This is a genomic window from Herbaspirillum sp. 3R11, assembly GCF_004563925.1.
Taxonomy (GTDB): Bacteria; Pseudomonadota; Gammaproteobacteria; order Burkholderiales; family Burkholderiaceae_D; genus Herbaspirillum.
Window position 1 is genome coordinate 139,702 of the sequence record NZ_SPNJ01000002.1, and the last position, 15,765, is coordinate 155,466.

Consider the following 15,765-nt stretch of genomic DNA (forward strand, 5'->3'; position numbering starts at 1 on the left):
GCATATAGCTTGCAACTTGCAGCTCGCAGCTCATTTCCGAAAGCCTTCGGTTCGCTCAGTTCAGCGCCGTTCCTGAATCATCTTCCAGCCGTTTCCCGACGGATCGCGGAAGCCCGCATCAACCGTGCCGTAGCGCTCGATGGGCTCCTGCGTAAACTCCACGCCCTGTGCTTTCATCCTGGCACAGGTGTCGCGGCAATCGCGCGCACTCAGCACCAGCGGCGGCATCGCGCCTTTGGCCACCATCGCTTTCAATGCCTGCGCGGTCGCGGCATCGTGCATCGGCGGGCCGGGCGTGAACAGGCCCAGCTGGAAACCCGGTTGATCCGGATGCTGCACGGTCAGCCAGCGATAGTCGCCGTTCTTCACATCGGTGTGAACGCGGAAACCGAGCTTGTCCACATAGAACGCCAGCGCTTCATCTTGGTCCCGCACATACAGACCCGCTACTTGTACTCCATCACTCATTGTCGACCTCCTTTGGTTGGGTCTCCTTTATACCGTCGCCCGACTGGCGCCGCTTCTCCAAAACTGAGGTCTTGAGGTCCGGGCGATGGGCGGCGCTGACGATGCAGGCCGGCATATTGCCCAGTCCCTGCGCAGTGATCCGCGCCTGCTTGCGCACCTCGCCGGGTTTCTCCCCGGCGATTTCGCGGAAAATGCGCCCGAACGTGCCGAGGCTGCGCCAACCGGTCTGGAAGGCGATTTCCGTAATCGGCAGTTCGCTGTCGCGCAGCAAGGCGACCGCCCGTTCAATGCGCCGGGTCAGCAAATAGCGATGGGGCGGGGTGCCGAATGCTTCCTTGAAAGCACGTGCGAAATGCGCTTCAGACACGTGGCTGACACTGGCCAGTCGTTCGACCGGCCAGTCTTCGTGCGAGGCGGCGTCCATCCGATCCTTGGCGCGAAGCAGGCGGCGTAATAGCTCAGGGCTCTGGATGACAGGATCGTTACTCATTGTGTTGTCGGGAATTCTTCCGCATACGCATATACTTTATCGAGGATGAAAACGTTTTCCCCGGCTTGAGCGCGGGCGCCGCTCCGGACGATTTCTACGCTTGTCAAAGTTTTGTCAGCAAGAAATGTGAAGATGAAGCAGCGCAATCTGCGCCGGTCCGACGCCGGTTTTTCTCCATTTCTCCCATTTTTCCCTATCTTACTTAGCTGAGTACCGCATGCCAAGCAGACCATCCCCGGAACAACGACGCGAGCTGGGGACATTTCTCAGCAGCCGGCGCGCCCGCCTCCAGCCTGACGAATACGGCTTGCCCAAAGGGCCGCGTCGCACCCCGGGATTGCGCCGCGAGGAAGTGGCGGTGCTCGCGGGCGTCAGCGTCAGCTGGTACACCTGGCTGGAGCAGGGCCGTGAGATCCAGCCATCGGCCGATGCGCTGCGAAGAATTTCGAAAGTCCTCAAGCTCGATCAGATCGAGTCCAGCCATTTGTTCGCGCTTTCCTCACGCGAGGCGCCGGCCGCTACCACGGGCGGGCGCCTCAGCGATGGCCTGGAAATGCTGGTGAGGGCGATACACGTGCCAGCGTATGTGCGCAATACCCGTTTGGACATCCTTGCATGGAATGATCCGATCGCCGACTTGTTCGTCGACTACGGCCTGCTGCAGCCCCACGAGCGCAATACGCTGCGCCTGCTGTTCCTTTATCCGCCGTATCGCACGCAGATTCTTGACTGGGAGCAGATGACGCGCGGAATGATCTCGGCATTTCGCGCCGCCCGCGCCCAGGCGCAGGACAAGGCGCCGTTCGACAGCCTGATCGCGGAGCTCAACGAACTGAGCCCGGAGTTCCGCGCATGGTGGCAGGACACCGAAGTGAAGGGATTCGACGAAGGCGCAAAACAGATGCGGCTGCCTTCGGGCGAGATCACGGCCTTTACCTATGTCGCGCTGACGCCCGCCGGCCGGCCCGACCTGTCGCTGGTCACCTACATTCCCACCCCGCCGCGGAATGGCGGGGAGTCCCAATGATTTCTGCGCCTGCCAGTGAGTGCCACTCATAGGATAACAACACGCCTTCTTGTGGTTGTCGCGATTGCCTAAAGTGACGTCAGAGCAGTTCTTGAACACTGCTCCTTCATCTCACGGAGGCAACCCATGTCGCAACTCAACACCAATCCTGCTGCCAACGCAGTCTCCCGCAACCCGGCCACCGGCGAGCTGATCGCCACCTATGCGTTCCAGACCCCCGCCGAGGTGGAGCGCCTGTTGGACGACAACGCCGCCGCCTATCGCCTGTGGCGCGCCACGCCGATGGCCGAACGCGTCGCGGCCTATCGCCGCCTTGCCGAAGCGCTGCGTCAAAACGCCGAAAACCTGGCAGCCGTCATCACGGCCGAAATGGGCAAGACGATTTCCGCGGCCCGTGCAGAAGTCGCAAAATGCGCCGCCACCATCGACTGGATCGCCGAAAACGGTCCAGCCATCCTGGCGGACGAGCCGGTCGCCGTGGACGGCAACGATCAGGTGCATGTATCTTACCTGCCGATCGGCAGCATCCTGGCCGTCATGCCATGGAATTTTCCGTTGTGGCAGGTGGTGCGCGCCTCCGGTCCGATCATGTTGTCCGGCAACGGCTTCATTCTCAAGCATGCACCCAACGTAATGGGCTCGGCCTACGCCCTGCAGCGTATGTATGAAAGCGCCGGCTTCCCCGCAGGCTTGTTCGCCAACCTGAATGCCGACAACGACACCGTGGCCCACGTGATCGACGATCCGCGCGTTGCCGCCGTCACGCTCACCGGCAGCATGCGTGCCGGCGCCGCGGTCGCAGCGCTGGCCGGCAAGGCGCTCAAGAAGAGCCTGCTGGAACTCGGCGGCGCCGATGCCTTCATCGTGCTGGCCGACGCCAACGTTGATCTGGCCGTGCAGGCCGCAATCGAGGCACGTTTCCAGAATGCCGGACAAGTCTGTCTTGCGGCCAAGCGTTTCATTCTGGAGCGGCCCGTTGCGGAAGAATTCACGCGCAAATTCGTCGCCGCCGCCGGTCGGCTGAAGGCTGGCGATCCGCTCGATCCTTCGACCACGATGGGTCCGATGGCGCGCAACGACTTGCGCGACGAACTGCACAACCAGGTCGAACGCTCAATTGCCGCCGGCGCCACGCTGCTGTTGGGCGGTCACAAGATGGAAGGCCCCGGCAATTTCTATGCGCCGACGGTACTGGCCGATGTCAGCCCCGGCATGGCGGTGTTTGACGAAGAGACCTTCGGGCCGGTTGCCGCCATCACCGTCGCCGAAGACGCCGAGCACGCCATTGAACTGGCCAACACCAGCGACTACGGCCTGGGAGGCAGCCTGTGGACCAACGACGTGGCTCGCGCCCAGCGCATCGCCCGTCGCCTGGAAACCGGCGGTGTCTTCATCAACGGCTTTTCCGCATCGAATCCGCGTATTCCGGTCGGCGGCGTCAAGAAGAGCGGCTATGGCCGCGAGTTGTCGCATTTTGGCTTGCGCGAATTCACCAACGCGCAGGCAGTCTGGGCCAAGACCGTCGGCTGAGCCAGATCACGTCCAGTTTTTTCAGTTGCCATTGTCGCAACGCTACGCTTCCACATCATTTCTTAATTTATTCAGGAGTATGAAAATGAACACCATCACCCGCATCGCTTCCGCCCTCACTCTCGCTTTGATGGCGGCCCTCAACAATCCCGCCATGGCCGAGCCGGTCAAGAACATCGTCCTGGTCCATGGATTCTTTGCCGACGGCTCAGGCTGGCAAGGCGTAGCGAAGATACTCACGCGCGACGGCTATAACGTCGCCGTGGTACAGGAGCCGGAAACCTCGTTCGCTGAAGACGTGAAAGTCACCACGCGGGCCATCAATGCCTTCGACGGCAAAAGCATCCTGGTCGGTCACAGCTATGGCGGCATGGTGATCACTGAGGCCGGCGTCAACCCCAAGGTCGCAGGCCTGGTCTACGTCTCCGCCTTCCAGCCCGACGCAGGTGAGAGCTTGTTGAATCTGGTCAAGAAAACGCCGCCGGCGAGCGACTCCATCAAGGCCACCGCCGACGGCTATCTGTATGTCGATCCGGCACGATTCCATGCTGATTTCGCCGCCGACCTATCGGCAGCCGACGCCAGGTTCATGGCCATGTCGCAGGTGATGCCGACCGTTCAGACGGCCGGTGCCCCGGTCACACAGGTCGCCTGGAAAAGCAAGCCGAGCTGGGCTGTGATCACGACCGCCGACCGCACTGTCAATCCAGAACTGCAACGCTTCATGGCGGCGCGCGCCGGCAGCAAGGTGGTTGAGCTTGACGGCAGCCACGCCGCGTTCATCGCGCATCCCGAAGCGGTGGCGCAAGTGATCGAGCAGGCCGCGGCCGTTGCCGACAAGCAGGCCGGACGTCCATTTTAAAGAGTGTGGATGAATTCTCTGGCGCTGCTACATCACTTGATATGGCGATGTAGCAGCGGCCTTCGGATCCGCTTTATTTCTTCTTGATCGTCGACAGCTGCTCTTTCGGTATCGGAGCATAGTCAGCCGGATTCGGCGAGTTCGAGATCTTGGCGATGGCGGCCTGTGTCTCCGGGCTCATCGGCCAGTTCAGGTTCTGTCCGTGGGGCAGCGCCGGAGACTGGAACCACTTCGCGTAGATCTTGTTGATGTCGCCCGACTTGAAGATCGTGCTGATGCTGGTGTCGACGATTTGTTTGAACGCAGGATCGTTCTTGCGGTAAATCAGGCCGAACGGTTCGACCGACAGCGCTTCCTTTCCGACCACCAGTTCGTTGCTGATCTTGCTCCCGCCCGCCAGGGATGCCAACACGATATCGTCGTTGATGAATGCGGCGGCCCGGCCGGTTTCCACCAGCAACATTCCTTCCGCCGTATCGCGTGAGGCAATGATGTCGATACCCAGTTTCTGCTCATCGTTCAGTGTACTGACCATCTTGATGTGGGTGGTTCCGCTATTGATGGCCAGCTTCTTTCCACGCAAATCTGCCAGCGTCGTGATGTTGCTGCTGCGCTTGCTCAGGATGCGCGAGCCGCTCACATAGTAGGTCGGCGAAAACTCCACGATGTTCTGACGTTCGGCGGTATTGGTGGTGTTGCCGCATTCGATATCCACGGTGCCGTTCTGGATCAATGGAATGCGGCTGGAAGAGGTCACCGGCAACATGGAAATATTCAGCTGCGACATGCCCAGCTTGCGTTGAATATTCTTGGCGATGGCCAGGCATAGATCTACCGCATAGCCTTCATAACTCTGTTTGTCATTCAGGTAAGAAAATGGTTTCGTCGAATCGCGGACACCAAGCACCAGAACGCCTTTTTCTTTGATCTTCTTCAGGGTCCCGGTCAATTCTTCGTCCGCGGCGGCGTGGGCAATGTGTACTACCTGGCTGCTCAGGAGGCAGAGCGCCATGATGATTTTTTTCATTTTCTTTTCCCTTGAAATTCAATAATTACTTGGCAAAGATGTAGTCCATATTGGCGAAGGACTTGAACTCCAGCGCATTGCCGGACGGATCCAGGAAAAACATCGTGGCCTGCTCGCCCACTTCACCCTTGAAGCGGATGTACGGCTCGATGATGAATTTGATATTGGCAGCCTTCAGTTTTTCCGCCAGGGCTTCCCATTCAGGCAAGGCCAGGATCGCGCCGAAATGACGCGACGGCACGTCATGGTCATCTACCGCATTGCTGACGCTGAAACCGGTTTCTTCCGGTGCCAGATGCGCCACCAGTTGGTGACCGTAGAAATTGAAATCCACCCATTTCTCGGAACTGCGACCTTCCGGGCAGCCCAGTAAATCGCCATAGAAAGCGCGCGCCTCGGCAATGTCCTTCACGGGGAAAGCCAAATGGAATAGCGATGTCGATGTCATTTTCAATCCTTCTGTTGATGTCGGTTAATGCTGCGCGGCAATGCGCAGCGCGAATGGAAATACAGCGCATGACCCTGCGAGTGGAAAGGGATTGAGGCAGTCTAAATACATAAATTTATAATGTAAAATTCTGTATTTTCGTCTTTCATATTCATATTTTTCATAAGCATGATTCGCTATCTGAAGACATTTATCGCCGCCGCGCGGCTCGGTTCCTTCTCGACCGCCGGTGCCAGGCTCGGTTTGACGCAATCGGCGGTGAGCATGCAAATCAGGCGACTTGAAGATGAGTTGAACTGCGAACTCTTCACGCGCGTGGGCAAGACGGTCACCGTCAGCGAGCACGGCAAGGAGCTGTTCGTCACTGCAGAAGAGATAGTGCGGCTGTTCGAATCCATGAAAGGCCAGACCGAAGTTGCTGCCACCCGGGGAAAGATCGACATCGGCGCTATCTCCACCGTGCAGATCGGATTGCTTCCCGCCGTGCTGGCCGATTTCTGCAAGGAACTGCCGCTGGTCGAAGTGAACGTGGTGCCGGGCACCTCGGTGCAACTGATGTCGCAGATCGACAGCAACGACTTGTCGCTGGCGGTCATGATTCGTCCCAATCTGAAAATGACCAAGGGCCTGAAATGGACCACCATGCTGCGCGAAACCTATGTCGTCATCGCCCCCAACTCTGCGCGTGAGACCTCGATCAAGGCCTTGCTGGAGTCGCATCCGTTTTTGCGTTACAGCCGCCGGTCCTACGGCGGACAGCTGGTCGACCGCTATCTGAAGCGGACCCGCTTGCAGGTGAATGACAGCATGGAGCTCGATGAACCGATGGTCATTATCGAGATGGTGAGGAAGGGACTGGGAGTGGCGATCATTCCCTACGACCTGGCCGCCGGCGCCTCCATCCGCAAGGTGCGCGTCTTGCCGTTGGAAGGGGAGGGGTTCTTCAGGGAGATCGGTGTTTTGCAACGCGTGACACCGACGCCAAGCGTGGTGGTGTCCACGCTGATGGAGTGTATTTCGCGTGCGGCTCAGGCGAAGGAGGAGAGCAGCATGCAGACGTTGAAGGCGGATATCGGGAAAGGGATGCGTTAGGAGTCGCGGCAGGCTCCACGTCAGGCGTGCACGTCCTGAGAGCAACTGGTTTCGAAGGCGATTTGACCTCACCTGAAATGAACGGTCTCCCTTAAAAGAGATGTCTTTCATTTTAGGTTCGCACATGTCGATGCTGACTGCAGCGAATAACGTTGGTCGGACACGGAGGTCCGTTTCTGGCCGATTGCGGACTAAATTTTACTTTCACGCCATCGGCGAAACATCCAGGCGCTCAAGCAGAGTAGTCCTGGCAGGGTAAGAGCAGATAAAGTCTTTAGCAACAGCTGCCGAGATAGCGGGTCTTGCGGAGTACCTGCAGTCAAGGACGACACAAATTGGTCTATGCCAAACCAAACAAGAACTACTACGGGCATCACTAGAATCCACAACTTACGGTTACCTCGGCCAACAATCGCAAAAGAAATTGCACCCAAGAATAGAACGATCAATATCGGAACTATCAAAAAGATAGGGTGAAAATACATGCGATAAATCCTTCTGAGTTATTGAAGAGTCGTGGTCCGCTATTGGCCGAAAGCAGCCCTGTTCCTTCGGCCCATCACTTAACGTACTGAAACACGCCTAAAAATATTGGGTCATCCTGAGTTGCCCGTTTGACCGCTTGAGGGTTGTATGCAAAATCGTACTGAACGACAATGCGCCGGGCTCTCTCAATACTAATGGCGCGCGCAGCTGTAATAACTTCTTTCGCAAGAAGGCGAATACGATATGTCTAACAATAAGCTCGAAATATCGGCCTCCTCATCGTTAAACGAATTACTCTCTTGGTCGCTCAAGCGATAATAACCAACACCGCACAAATCTTGGAGGGTGTCTATGTTTTCATCTTCAGTGCGAGCCTTCAGGCCAAGCCAAACAGACACAACGTCTTTCTCGTCAAATCCTTGAGAATAGAAATCTTCGTCATCCGTATAATCTCGCCGCGCCATATTATTCCTTACGTATCCATTTCAGCTGCACGGCAAAGTCCGCTCCTGGCCGGAAGCAGACTAGGTGATTCGCAAAAACATTCCAGCCTTTTGAGGCGGCATTGAGACCTCAAAGCCGTACTGTTTATAAAATTCAGGCGTTCCGTGATCGGCCATCAGGCTGACGTATGCCGTTGCTGGCGCGGTCTCATGGATAAATGCCATTAGACGCTCCATGATCATGCGACCGAGTCCCTTCTTTTGATGATCCGGCAGGACAGCAATATCCACTACTTCAAAGAAACACCCGCCGTCACCGACTACTCTTCCAATTCCTACCGGCGTGTCTGCAGCGTACACAATGACACTGAATAGGCCGTTCTTCAGGCCAATGGTGGCAGCTTCAATAGATTTTCTGCTAAGCCCTGCGGCCAACCTTATTTCTATGTAAGTGGTTGCATCAGGTACTTCTTCGCGAAGGTAATAGTCCATTTTCGAAACAAGAATGAGAAAAGGTAATTATATGGGGATGTCCGTTCCTGGCCGATAGCGGACCGTCGAGGCATAAAGTCCCTCTGGCTGGACACCAGGCCTTTTTCGCGATCTGCAAAACTGCCAATTAGCGTTGAAATTAGCGCTGAAATTAGCGTTGAGTTCGTTTCCACAATGACGGCCAGGTTTGCACCCAACAACATTGGTGATCGAATCCTGCCTGCTCGATTACCCTGACTTGCGCCGGCCCGGCGAAGCGCGACGCAAAGGCCTTGATCAAGGCTGGCGGAATGACCCGGTCGCGGTCGCCGGCGAAGTGCACTTGCGGCACCTTCCTGAGCGCATCCACGACATCTACCGGATCGAGCGAGCCATCCAATGCACGAATGCGGTGATACGCCGTCCACGCTCGATGGTCGAGATTGCCGGCGACGGTAATGACCTGCGTAATATCCTGCCGCCGTGCCGCGCTCAACAGCGCCACCGCCGCGCCACCCGAATAGCCGACCAATGTCAGATCATGTGCGCCGTACGTTTGCTTGAGGCGATCCAGCGCGAGACCAGTCGATGCAATCACTTCCGGTGCGAAGCGCTGTTCGGTCCAATAGCGTTGTGCGCATCCGCTCGCTTCGGCGTCGATATATTGGCAAGGGCGTCCGAGATAGGCGACGTTGCCTGTCGGTTGGGCCAGCGCCAGTCGCAAGGCCAGCGGCTGTTGCGGAGTGGGGTCGCGCGAAGGCAGGTCGCCGCTGATCCACGCCAGACCATCTCCTTCGATGTAGACGGTCAGATGCGCAGCGCGTTGTTGCTGTGACGGCGCATAAGACATCAAGGTGAAGGGGCCCGCCGCAATGGCTTGCGCCTGCCAGCCTTGTTCCCGCGCTAGCGCATCGGTCGCGCTGCGCCGTTGCTCCGGGCTGGGCAGGGATGCACACGCCGCCAGCAAGGCGATCATCATGATGCAGCACGCGCGAATGGTGTTGGTCTTTCCGGTCATGTCTCTATCGGTCAATAAAAAGGCCTGCGAGATTGTCGCAGGCCTTCTCTGTCAGGACGAGTGACGATCAAAAGCGCCAGCGCGCCTTGGCGCTCGCGGTCTGGTTGGTGAAGCTGCTGCGTGCTTCCAGATCATAACGCAGGCTCAGGCTTACGCCGCCGGTGGTGGTGGTGCTCAGGGCTGCACCAACCCGGCCGATCCATGGGCTTTGCTCCAGACCGTAGGTCGCGAACGAAACGCCGGGTGCGCCTGCATAAGCGGACGTGATCGAGGCCTGCTTGTTGATGGTGTCGTAGCCTACGCCGGCGTTGAAGGCGAGGTTGGTGTCTGGATTGAGTTGCAGGTTGAGCTTGCCATCGGTCGACAACACGAACTGCGACGCGCTGCGGCTATCCACGTTCAGATTGAGCGCTCCGGCACCCGATTCCGTATAGCCGGCATCGCGAATCCAAGTGTAGTCGGCCCGTATACTTGGCGTGAACGTTGTCGCTGGCGACAACGCAAAGCTGCGCGCCAGACCGACGCCTGCGTGGACACCGGTGCTGTCATACGCGCCCTCAGCCACGCTCGACGCGAACGCGATACTGCGCTTGCCCCGGTTTGAATTGCGGGCGATGTCGCCTTGAAGGTTCAGCTCGGTATCCTGGTCCAGGCTGTAGCTGCCGTAGCCGATCAACTGGTAGACATCCACCTTGCTGGATTGCGGCGCCACCGACGAATTGCCGTCGACGGTGCTGCGGGCATAGGCAAGCGCTACACCGGCGCGGGCCTGCTCCGAGAAGGGCCGGTCAACACCGGCAACGACGCCATAGGTGCTGGCATTGAAGCCCGAGACGCCGTTGCGGTCGCCCTGGTTGGCCCATGAACCGAAGGGCTTGAACCAGACATTGCGGTCGCCCAGGAACTCATCGCCCGACGACAGGCCGCGGTTACCGTCGATACGCGACTGCACCACACGGTTAACGCCGCTGAAGGCCGAGTTGACCGCCACTTGCGAGCCGCCCACCAGCAACGGCAAGGTCTGGCTGACAGCGTTGGAGAGTTGTCGCTGCTGGCCGGTAATAAAACCCTGGAACAAGCTGCCGATGGCGCCGTTCGGATTGGCGCCAATGATCTGATCCAGTGCTTTGGCGGCACCGGATCCGGGGAAATTGCCCTGCTCCATGGTGGTCTTGAATATCGTGGTGCCGCCGGAACCGCCGCTGCTGGGAGCTGCCGCCACGAGCAGATTGACCTGATTGCCGACGTAACTTGGCGTATAGGTAAACAACAGGCTATTGGTGGAAGTCGTCGCGAACGTCCCCGAGATCGTGGTCGCCGAGATAACCTGTGACAGAGAGCCGGCCGATATGCCACTTGCGCTTGCCGCATCCACGAACAAGGTACCCCCTAGTGTGGCGGTGCCGTTGACCACCAGCTTGCCGTAGCTGCTCATGCCGGATACGCCGATGCGCAATGTGCCGCCACTGGCATTGGTGTATGCGCCGGTGTGGACGGTTTTACCGGCGCTGACGCCGAAGGTGCCGGCATTGTTCACAGCGCCGCTGACGGTGGCGTTGTTGGCGGTGACGGTGCCGCCGCTCTGCACCGCCAGCGTCCCAGTCAGACTCATGCTGTCGGCCAGCACCAGCGTGCCGCCTTGCGCAGTCCAGCTGCTGGTGCCGCTGCCGGTCAGGGTCCAGGTGCCGGCGTCTTGTTTGGTAAAGGCGCTGAATCCCTGATACTTGGCAGTGGCGCCAATATCAGAAAGAGAAAAACTACCGGAACCACTGGCGCCACCCAAAGCAAAGGTGTCACCTCCGGCACTGACCACGTTGCCGGTAAACTGACCGCCGACTTGCAGTACCAGCTTGTTGCCGCCGCCGGAGAGTGTGACAGCGTTGGCGGTAAGGCCTCTGCCCGTGCCGCCAGCGATGGTGCCGCTGTTGTAGATGGTGGCGTTGCCCGTTGAAACTACGGCTGCGCTACCCACGGTGTTGCTGCCACCGCTACCGGCGCCGCTGCTGGCGCCGCCGTTGCCGCCGTTGCCGCCGTTAATGCTTCCTGAGTTTGTCAGGGTAAATCCGCTTCCGGACACACCGTTGCCGCCACTGCCACCGGCGCCGCCGATGCCGGTGTTGACGTTGCCGCCGCTGCCGCCGTTGCCACCGTTGATGGTTCCAGAGTTGGTCAGGGTAAATCCACTTCCAGATACGCCGTTACCGCCGTTGCCGGCGCTGCCGGGGCGGCCGCTACTGCCGCCGTCGCCGCCTTTAGCGCCGCGCCCGCCGTTGATGTTTCCGGAGTTTACCAGGGTAAATCCGCTTCCAGACACACCGTTTCCGCCGTTGCCGCTGTCACCGCCGTTGTCGCTGCTGCCACCGGAGCCGCCGCTTGCACCGTTGCCGGCGGTGATGGTTCCAAAGTTGGTCAGGGTAAATCCACTTCCGGATACACCGTTGCCACCGCTGCCGCCAATGCCAACGCCAACGCCACCGGAGTCGATGTCGCCGTTGCCGGCGATGATGGTTCCGGAATTGGCCAGGGCAAATCCACTTCCGGATACAGCATTGCCGCCGTTGTAGTTGGTGCTGCCTCTGTTGTTGCCATCGGCCCCGATAACACGGACATTGTTGCCGAGTGAGACACTTCCTGCCGTTCCGTTGCCCAAGACCAGCGTTCCGCCATAAATCTGCACAGCACTATTGGCGGTAATGGTGATGGGTTGGGTGATGGTGGGCAGCGTGCTGATTACTTCGACGTTGGTGACGATCGTAATGGTATTGCCGCTACCCGTATTGGCTTGGTCAATTGCCCAACTCAACGTACCGGGCGTACTGATTGTGCCGTTATCGGTATTGCTCGTGACGGTGTAATTCGTGGCCATGACGGGCGCCGCCAGCAGCGTTGCCGCCAACGCCAATGCGGCCGTGACCGCGTGTTGCGCTCGCTTGCCCGCCCCTGTTGAAGCCTGCTTGCCCCTGCCACGCGACGCCGCGTTTTCCTGTGCGACGACGAACTTCCCCTGCCGGCGATTCCACACCAGGCTATAGATTTTGTTCATGCTGTGGAGTCCTCCCAAGACCTCAGCCCGGCAGGACGGAGACCGGAGGCAGCAAGGATGCCACGGCCACTATTGGCAGTGGCGACGACTCTACCCAAGTTTGTTTTGACCGGCCGGCCTTGATGCTGCTGTGTATGGCGCATTATTCCCCCGATATCTTTTGTTTGATTTCTCCGCGCGAGGGTAACCGATATCTGCGCAGTGACTTGACTGCCCGTCTCACTTTCTGTGTTTATATTTTTACTGACAGGCAATCGTTGTTGAAAAGGAACGTGATTATGCCTGCCTGAATCTGGGCGCACACTTGCGGCTAAAAATCCGCATTGTGGATGGAGTGCAGGTGCCCTTAATACGGAGAGTTTCGGACTGTAACCGACCATGCCGCTCATCGTCAGAACATATGGGGTTCTACAAGATTGATCGCGGAGAGCATGTCGCTTTTTATATGCTTCCAGATGTCCGCTTCCGCTGATTGCGGACGGAATGCTGCTAGTGTCCCAAAAGAAAAGCCACTCGTGCAAGTGGCTTTTAACTTTTGAAGCGGCACGGCCGAATCAATTGCCGACCAACTTTATTCATTGATTGTGCGACTGTAAAACAGATACGTTAGCCAGCCTTTATAAATTATCCGCTAACTCTATGATTTACAAAAGTTAATCAAAAACGGCTAACGTATCAATACCCCTCGAGTACCTTGGTTTTGCAGCTGAAATGCATTTCTTATTGGTTTCCATATTAATTAGGTTAGCGGCCTTTGCTAGTGCAGCTTTGCAGTCGAGGCGATAGTGCCGATTCTGGTGGGGCTGGAACGAACGACTTATAGTAAGCCCCCGTTTTGCATGGCTAGTTTTCGGATATCTCCAGCTCGAAGAAGCGACTCGACTCGAGAAGACCGTCTTAACTCTCTTATACTGAATCCAAAATCGAATACAATCCCGGAATTACGTTCGCGAATCTTGCCATGACAAAAGTTTCCTCCGATGAAATTACCGCTGAATTGAGAAAAAACATCTACGAAGGTGTTTTGGCGTCGGGCGTCGCATTGAAGCAAGAGGATTTAGCCGAAAAATTTGGTGTTAGCCGTATACCAATCCGAGAGGCGCTGAAGCGGCTGGAAGCGGAAGGACTTGTTCAACACGAGCTTAATAAGGGAACGGTTGTCGCATCGCATTCAATCTCCGAAGTAATTGAGATGCTGGATATAAGAATCGGCTTGGAGACAAGAGCGCTTCAACTGGCAATTCCAAATCTGGATAAGCAGCATTTGGACCGATGTGAGGCAATTCTGGCCCGTTATGATGGCGCAAGTAAGCCTAGCGTTTGGTCGGCGTTGAATCTGGAGTTTCACCTGACTCTATACAGCGCAGCTAACAAGCCACGCCTAATCAAGATGATTGAGGATTTGGTGCTGGGTATGCAACGATATACCCGAATTTATATTTCTCATACATTAGGTCGGGAGCAGCCGCAAAAGGAACACTACGAGCTGTTAGAGACCCTGCGTCGAGGAGATGCAGAGAAAGCGATATCGCTCCTAGAAGAGCATATTGCACGTACCCAAGAAGTCATCTTGGCAAGCCAAGATGACTGAGTCGATGGGGCATTAAACCGGCGGCGCCAAGAACTTACCACCCTTGACCCAGTTGGAGCTTGGTATTTCGACAAAGATGATGTCGATGCTATCAACGGGACACTTCAGGATGTCAGAAGTGAGCTTGGTAACTTCCTCCGCGTATTTGATTTTTTGCTCCGCGGTACGGCCAGGGGCTAATTCAATTGTTAAGGTTGGCATACGATTCTCCAGTCGGTGGGTAGGTTAGTAAGTCGATACTGAATACCTTGTGTATCTGCGCTTCTGCAAAGATGTCTTTCTCTTCATCGGTCCCGAATAGCTTCTGAGCGTCTAGGTCGATAGTGAAATCGTTAAACATCGGAGCTGCAGTGTTCACTACACGCTCAGCCTTGATGTTCTCAACGCCTATCGATTTGGCGACCACCAAGTCGAAAGGATTTGCGCCGATTACAGCTATCAGCTCGCCGCGTAAGACTCGACCTCCCGCCGCACGAATCTTCCTCAGCATGAAGCTATTCGGTCGCGGCCTCCAGTTGCGATAGTTTTCGTCTGACTGCTCAGAGGCTAGACATAGCGGGTCACGTGGGTCGATGATGACGACGTCCCTGATGCCGCGATTTTTGACCAGATAATAGGCAACAGAGATGCCTAGATTACCGGCGCCGATTACTGCTACTGGCGTACTGATGACGCGGCTCATCTTGATTCCCTTGTTGATGACGAGATTTCCGTCCTAGCTGTTCGCCAGGGATTGGAGCTGTATAAAATGTTTCGCTTGAATCTTCATACCTTGGAGCTCTGCGAGCCTCCGTCGCTCATACCGCCGTTGGCCAGGTAGTCGTTTGGTCCCTGTCGCAACCAACATATCGGCCAACTGCCGTACACGCACATCAAGCATCTCTATGCCAGCACGTCTTGGGTCGATGACGATGAAGCTTTGACCTGCCTTCGAAGTGTGCGCGCCTTTGTACAGCATCGATTGGTCTTGGTATCCAAAGACACTTCCCGTGAGCCCTGCCGCCATGATTTCGACCATCATGGCAATCAGGAAGCCTTTGTGGTCCCCAAACGGCACTAGCGCACCGCCATCCAGGACTGCATTAGGGTCAGTTGTAGGTTTGCCTTCTTTGTCGACTCCACATCCCGGTGGCAACATCTTTTGCTCGTTGGCGGCAATCAATACGTCGCCATGTGCCATAACGCTGGAAGCTTGGTCCCAGACAAGATGGTTTCCGTCTTTCATCGGTGCTGCAAATGCCATCGGATTCGTGCCTAAGACCTTTTGCTTTGCCCCCGGGCCGACAATGCGGCTTCGGCTATGCACGAAGGCCATGGCAATTAATCCCTCATCGGCGAACGGCTCTACATCTACCCATAGCGCCCCGAAGTGATGCGAGTTCTTGATGCACAACGACGCGATGCCTTGCTCCTTCGCTTTTTCAATAACCAAATCGTGTGCCGCAGCAAGAGCACCCTGAGCAAATCCATTCGTCGCGTCGACAATGACCACACCTGGTGCTTGGTCAATGACACTAGGCGTTGCTCCGGGAGTTATCCAGCCACTTTTGAGTGTTTGAACCATAGCGTCAAGCCGCTCCAGGCCGTGACTGAATGTCCCGTCTCGTTCAGCAGCGACCATCGAGCCAGCGACCGCCTTTGCCGTTTGTTCAACGACACCGTTGTCCAGCAGTACCTTGGTTACCAAACGCGTTAGTTCGTGCTCAGTAATGGGTATCAGGTCTTCCGTCAATTGGCGGCTGATAGTCATGTGAATTCACTTTCAGGTA

At 57.0% G+C, this 15,765-nt stretch carries 15 protein-coding genes; 5 read left to right on the forward strand and 10 right to left on the reverse strand.

What is annotated here, in order from left to right:
* Positions 1-60 precede the first annotated feature (60 nt).
* Positions 61-468: a VOC family protein gene (locus E4P32_RS08825; RefSeq protein WP_116434531.1), complete on the reverse strand. Its 408-nt coding sequence runs from the start codon at positions 466-468 to the stop codon at positions 61-63.
* The gene (locus E4P32_RS08830) at positions 461-958 is read right to left on the reverse strand and encodes an AraC family transcriptional regulator (protein WP_116434530.1); all 498 of its coding nucleotides are present in this window, start codon (positions 956-958) and stop codon (positions 461-463) included. The genes E4P32_RS08825 and E4P32_RS08830 overlap by 8 nt, the downstream gene beginning before the upstream one ends.
* 217 nt (positions 959-1,175) lie before the next feature.
* On the opposite strand from E4P32_RS08830, the gene E4P32_RS08835 reads away from it, so the two are divergent.
* From E4P32_RS08835 to E4P32_RS08845, 3 genes are all read left to right on the forward strand, one after another.
* Entirely contained in the window at positions 1,176-1,985 is an 810-nt protein-coding gene (locus E4P32_RS08835) for a helix-turn-helix transcriptional regulator (RefSeq protein ID WP_116434529.1), read from the forward strand.
* 126 nt (positions 1,986-2,111) lie between these two features.
* On the forward strand, positions 2,112-3,515 hold the full coding sequence (locus tag E4P32_RS08840; protein WP_116434528.1) for an NAD-dependent succinate-semialdehyde dehydrogenase: 1,404 nt from the start codon (positions 2,112-2,114) through the stop codon (positions 3,513-3,515).
* A gap of 79 nt (positions 3,516-3,594) precedes the next feature.
* Positions 3,595-4,377 (forward strand): alpha/beta hydrolase, encoded by a 783-nt coding sequence (locus E4P32_RS08845; protein ID WP_116434527.1) that lies wholly within the window; start codon positions 3,595-3,597, stop codon positions 4,375-4,377.
* Positions 4,378-4,450: 73 nt separating this feature from the next.
* Here E4P32_RS08845 and E4P32_RS08850 read toward each other — a convergent pair whose 3' ends face one another.
* Positions 4,451-5,404 (reverse strand): amino acid ABC transporter substrate-binding protein, encoded by a 954-nt coding sequence (locus E4P32_RS08850; RefSeq protein WP_116434526.1) that lies wholly within the window; start codon positions 5,402-5,404, stop codon positions 4,451-4,453.
* Positions 5,405-5,429: 25 nt separating this feature from the next.
* The gene (locus tag E4P32_RS08855) at positions 5,430-5,852 is read right to left on the reverse strand and encodes a VOC family protein (protein ID WP_116434525.1); all 423 of its coding nucleotides are present in this window, start codon (positions 5,850-5,852) and stop codon (positions 5,430-5,432) included.
* A 168-nt stretch (positions 5,853-6,020) separates the two neighbouring features.
* On the opposite strand from E4P32_RS08855, the gene E4P32_RS08860 reads away from it, so the two are divergent.
* Positions 6,021-6,944: a LysR family transcriptional regulator gene (locus E4P32_RS08860; protein WP_116434524.1), complete on the forward strand. Its 924-nt coding sequence runs from the start codon at positions 6,021-6,023 to the stop codon at positions 6,942-6,944.
* A 1,010-nt stretch (positions 6,945-7,954) separates the two neighbouring features.
* On the opposite strand, the gene E4P32_RS08870 is transcribed toward E4P32_RS08860, so the two are convergent.
* From E4P32_RS08870 to E4P32_RS08880, 3 genes are all read right to left on the reverse strand, one after another.
* Positions 7,955-8,365, reverse strand: a complete 411-nt coding sequence (locus tag E4P32_RS08870; protein WP_116434523.1) for a GNAT family N-acetyltransferase — start codon at positions 8,363-8,365, stop codon at positions 7,955-7,957.
* A gap of 151 nt (positions 8,366-8,516) precedes the next feature.
* Positions 8,517-9,362, reverse strand: coding sequence for an alpha/beta hydrolase (locus E4P32_RS08875; RefSeq protein ID WP_199525631.1), 846 nt, complete (start codon positions 9,360-9,362; stop codon positions 8,517-8,519).
* A gap of 67 nt (positions 9,363-9,429) precedes the next feature.
* On the reverse strand, positions 9,430-12,405 hold the full coding sequence (locus tag E4P32_RS08880; RefSeq protein WP_116434522.1) for an autotransporter domain-containing protein: 2,976 nt from the start codon (positions 12,403-12,405) through the stop codon (positions 9,430-9,432).
* Between the two features lie 961 nt (positions 12,406-13,366).
* Here E4P32_RS08880 and E4P32_RS08885 point away from each other — a divergent pair.
* A complete protein-coding gene (locus E4P32_RS08885; protein ID WP_116434521.1) occupies positions 13,367-13,996 on the forward strand; it encodes a GntR family transcriptional regulator in 630 nt (209 codons plus the stop codon).
* A 12-nt stretch (positions 13,997-14,008) separates the two neighbouring features.
* Here the strand turns inward: E4P32_RS08885 and E4P32_RS08890 are convergent, their stop codons facing one another.
* Genes E4P32_RS08890 through E4P32_RS08900 form a run of 3 tightly spaced genes read right to left on the reverse strand, consistent with a single transcriptional unit; the run spans position 14,009 to position 15,746 of the window.
* Complete coding sequence (locus E4P32_RS08890) at positions 14,009-14,197, reverse strand: 4-oxalocrotonate tautomerase (RefSeq protein ID WP_116434520.1); 189 nt, start codon at positions 14,195-14,197, stop codon at positions 14,009-14,011.
* On the reverse strand, positions 14,178-14,678 hold the full coding sequence (locus E4P32_RS08895; RefSeq protein WP_116434519.1) for an FAD-dependent oxidoreductase: 501 nt from the start codon (positions 14,676-14,678) through the stop codon (positions 14,178-14,180). Before E4P32_RS08895 ends, E4P32_RS08890 begins: the two co-directional genes overlap by 20 nt.
* 33 nt (positions 14,679-14,711) lie before the next feature.
* Entirely contained in the window at positions 14,712-15,746 is a 1,035-nt protein-coding gene (locus tag E4P32_RS08900) for an Ldh family oxidoreductase (protein WP_116434518.1), read from the reverse strand.
* Positions 15,747-15,765 lie beyond the last annotated feature (19 nt).

What these genes read in the sequence shown, in the direction of transcription:
- E4P32_RS08825 (WP_116434531.1), bottom strand. Translation starts at nt 468, where the DNA reads ATGAGTGATGGAGTACAAGTAGCGGGTCTGTATGTGCGGGACCAAGAT.
- E4P32_RS08830 (WP_116434530.1), bottom strand. Translation starts at nt 958, where the DNA reads ATGAGTAACGATCCTGTCATCCAGAGCCCTGAGCTATTACGCCGCCTG.
- E4P32_RS08835 (WP_116434529.1), top strand. Translation starts at nt 1,176, where the DNA reads ATGCCAAGCAGACCATCCCCGGAACAACGACGCGAGCTGGGGACATTT.
- E4P32_RS08840 (WP_116434528.1), top strand. Translation starts at nt 2,112, where the DNA reads ATGTCGCAACTCAACACCAATCCTGCTGCCAACGCAGTCTCCCGCAAC.
- E4P32_RS08845 (WP_116434527.1), top strand. Translation starts at nt 3,595, where the DNA reads ATGAAAATGAACACCATCACCCGCATCGCTTCCGCCCTCACTCTCGCT.
- E4P32_RS08850 (WP_116434526.1), bottom strand. Translation starts at nt 5,404, where the DNA reads ATGAAAAAAATCATCATGGCGCTCTGCCTCCTGAGCAGCCAGGTAGTA.
- E4P32_RS08855 (WP_116434525.1), bottom strand. Translation starts at nt 5,852, where the DNA reads ATGACATCGACATCGCTATTCCATTTGGCTTTCCCCGTGAAGGACATT.
- E4P32_RS08860 (WP_116434524.1), top strand. Translation starts at nt 6,021, where the DNA reads ATGATTCGCTATCTGAAGACATTTATCGCCGCCGCGCGGCTCGGTTCC.
- E4P32_RS08870 (WP_116434523.1), bottom strand. Translation starts at nt 8,365, where the DNA reads ATGGACTATTACCTTCGCGAAGAAGTACCTGATGCAACCACTTACATA.
- E4P32_RS08875 (WP_199525631.1), bottom strand. Translation starts at nt 9,362, where the DNA reads ATGACCGGAAAGACCAACACCATTCGCGCGTGCTGCATCATGATGATC.
- E4P32_RS08880 (WP_116434522.1), bottom strand. Translation starts at nt 12,405, where the DNA reads ATGAACAAAATCTATAGCCTGGTGTGGAATCGCCGGCAGGGGAAGTTC.
- E4P32_RS08885 (WP_116434521.1), top strand. Translation starts at nt 13,367, where the DNA reads ATGACAAAAGTTTCCTCCGATGAAATTACCGCTGAATTGAGAAAAAAC.
- E4P32_RS08890 (WP_116434520.1), bottom strand. Translation starts at nt 14,197, where the DNA reads ATGCCAACCTTAACAATTGAATTAGCCCCTGGCCGTACCGCGGAGCAA.
- E4P32_RS08895 (WP_116434519.1), bottom strand. Translation starts at nt 14,678, where the DNA reads ATGAGCCGCGTCATCAGTACGCCAGTAGCAGTAATCGGCGCCGGTAAT.
- E4P32_RS08900 (WP_116434518.1), bottom strand. Translation starts at nt 15,746, where the DNA reads ATGACTATCAGCCGCCAATTGACGGAAGACCTGATACCCATTACTGAG.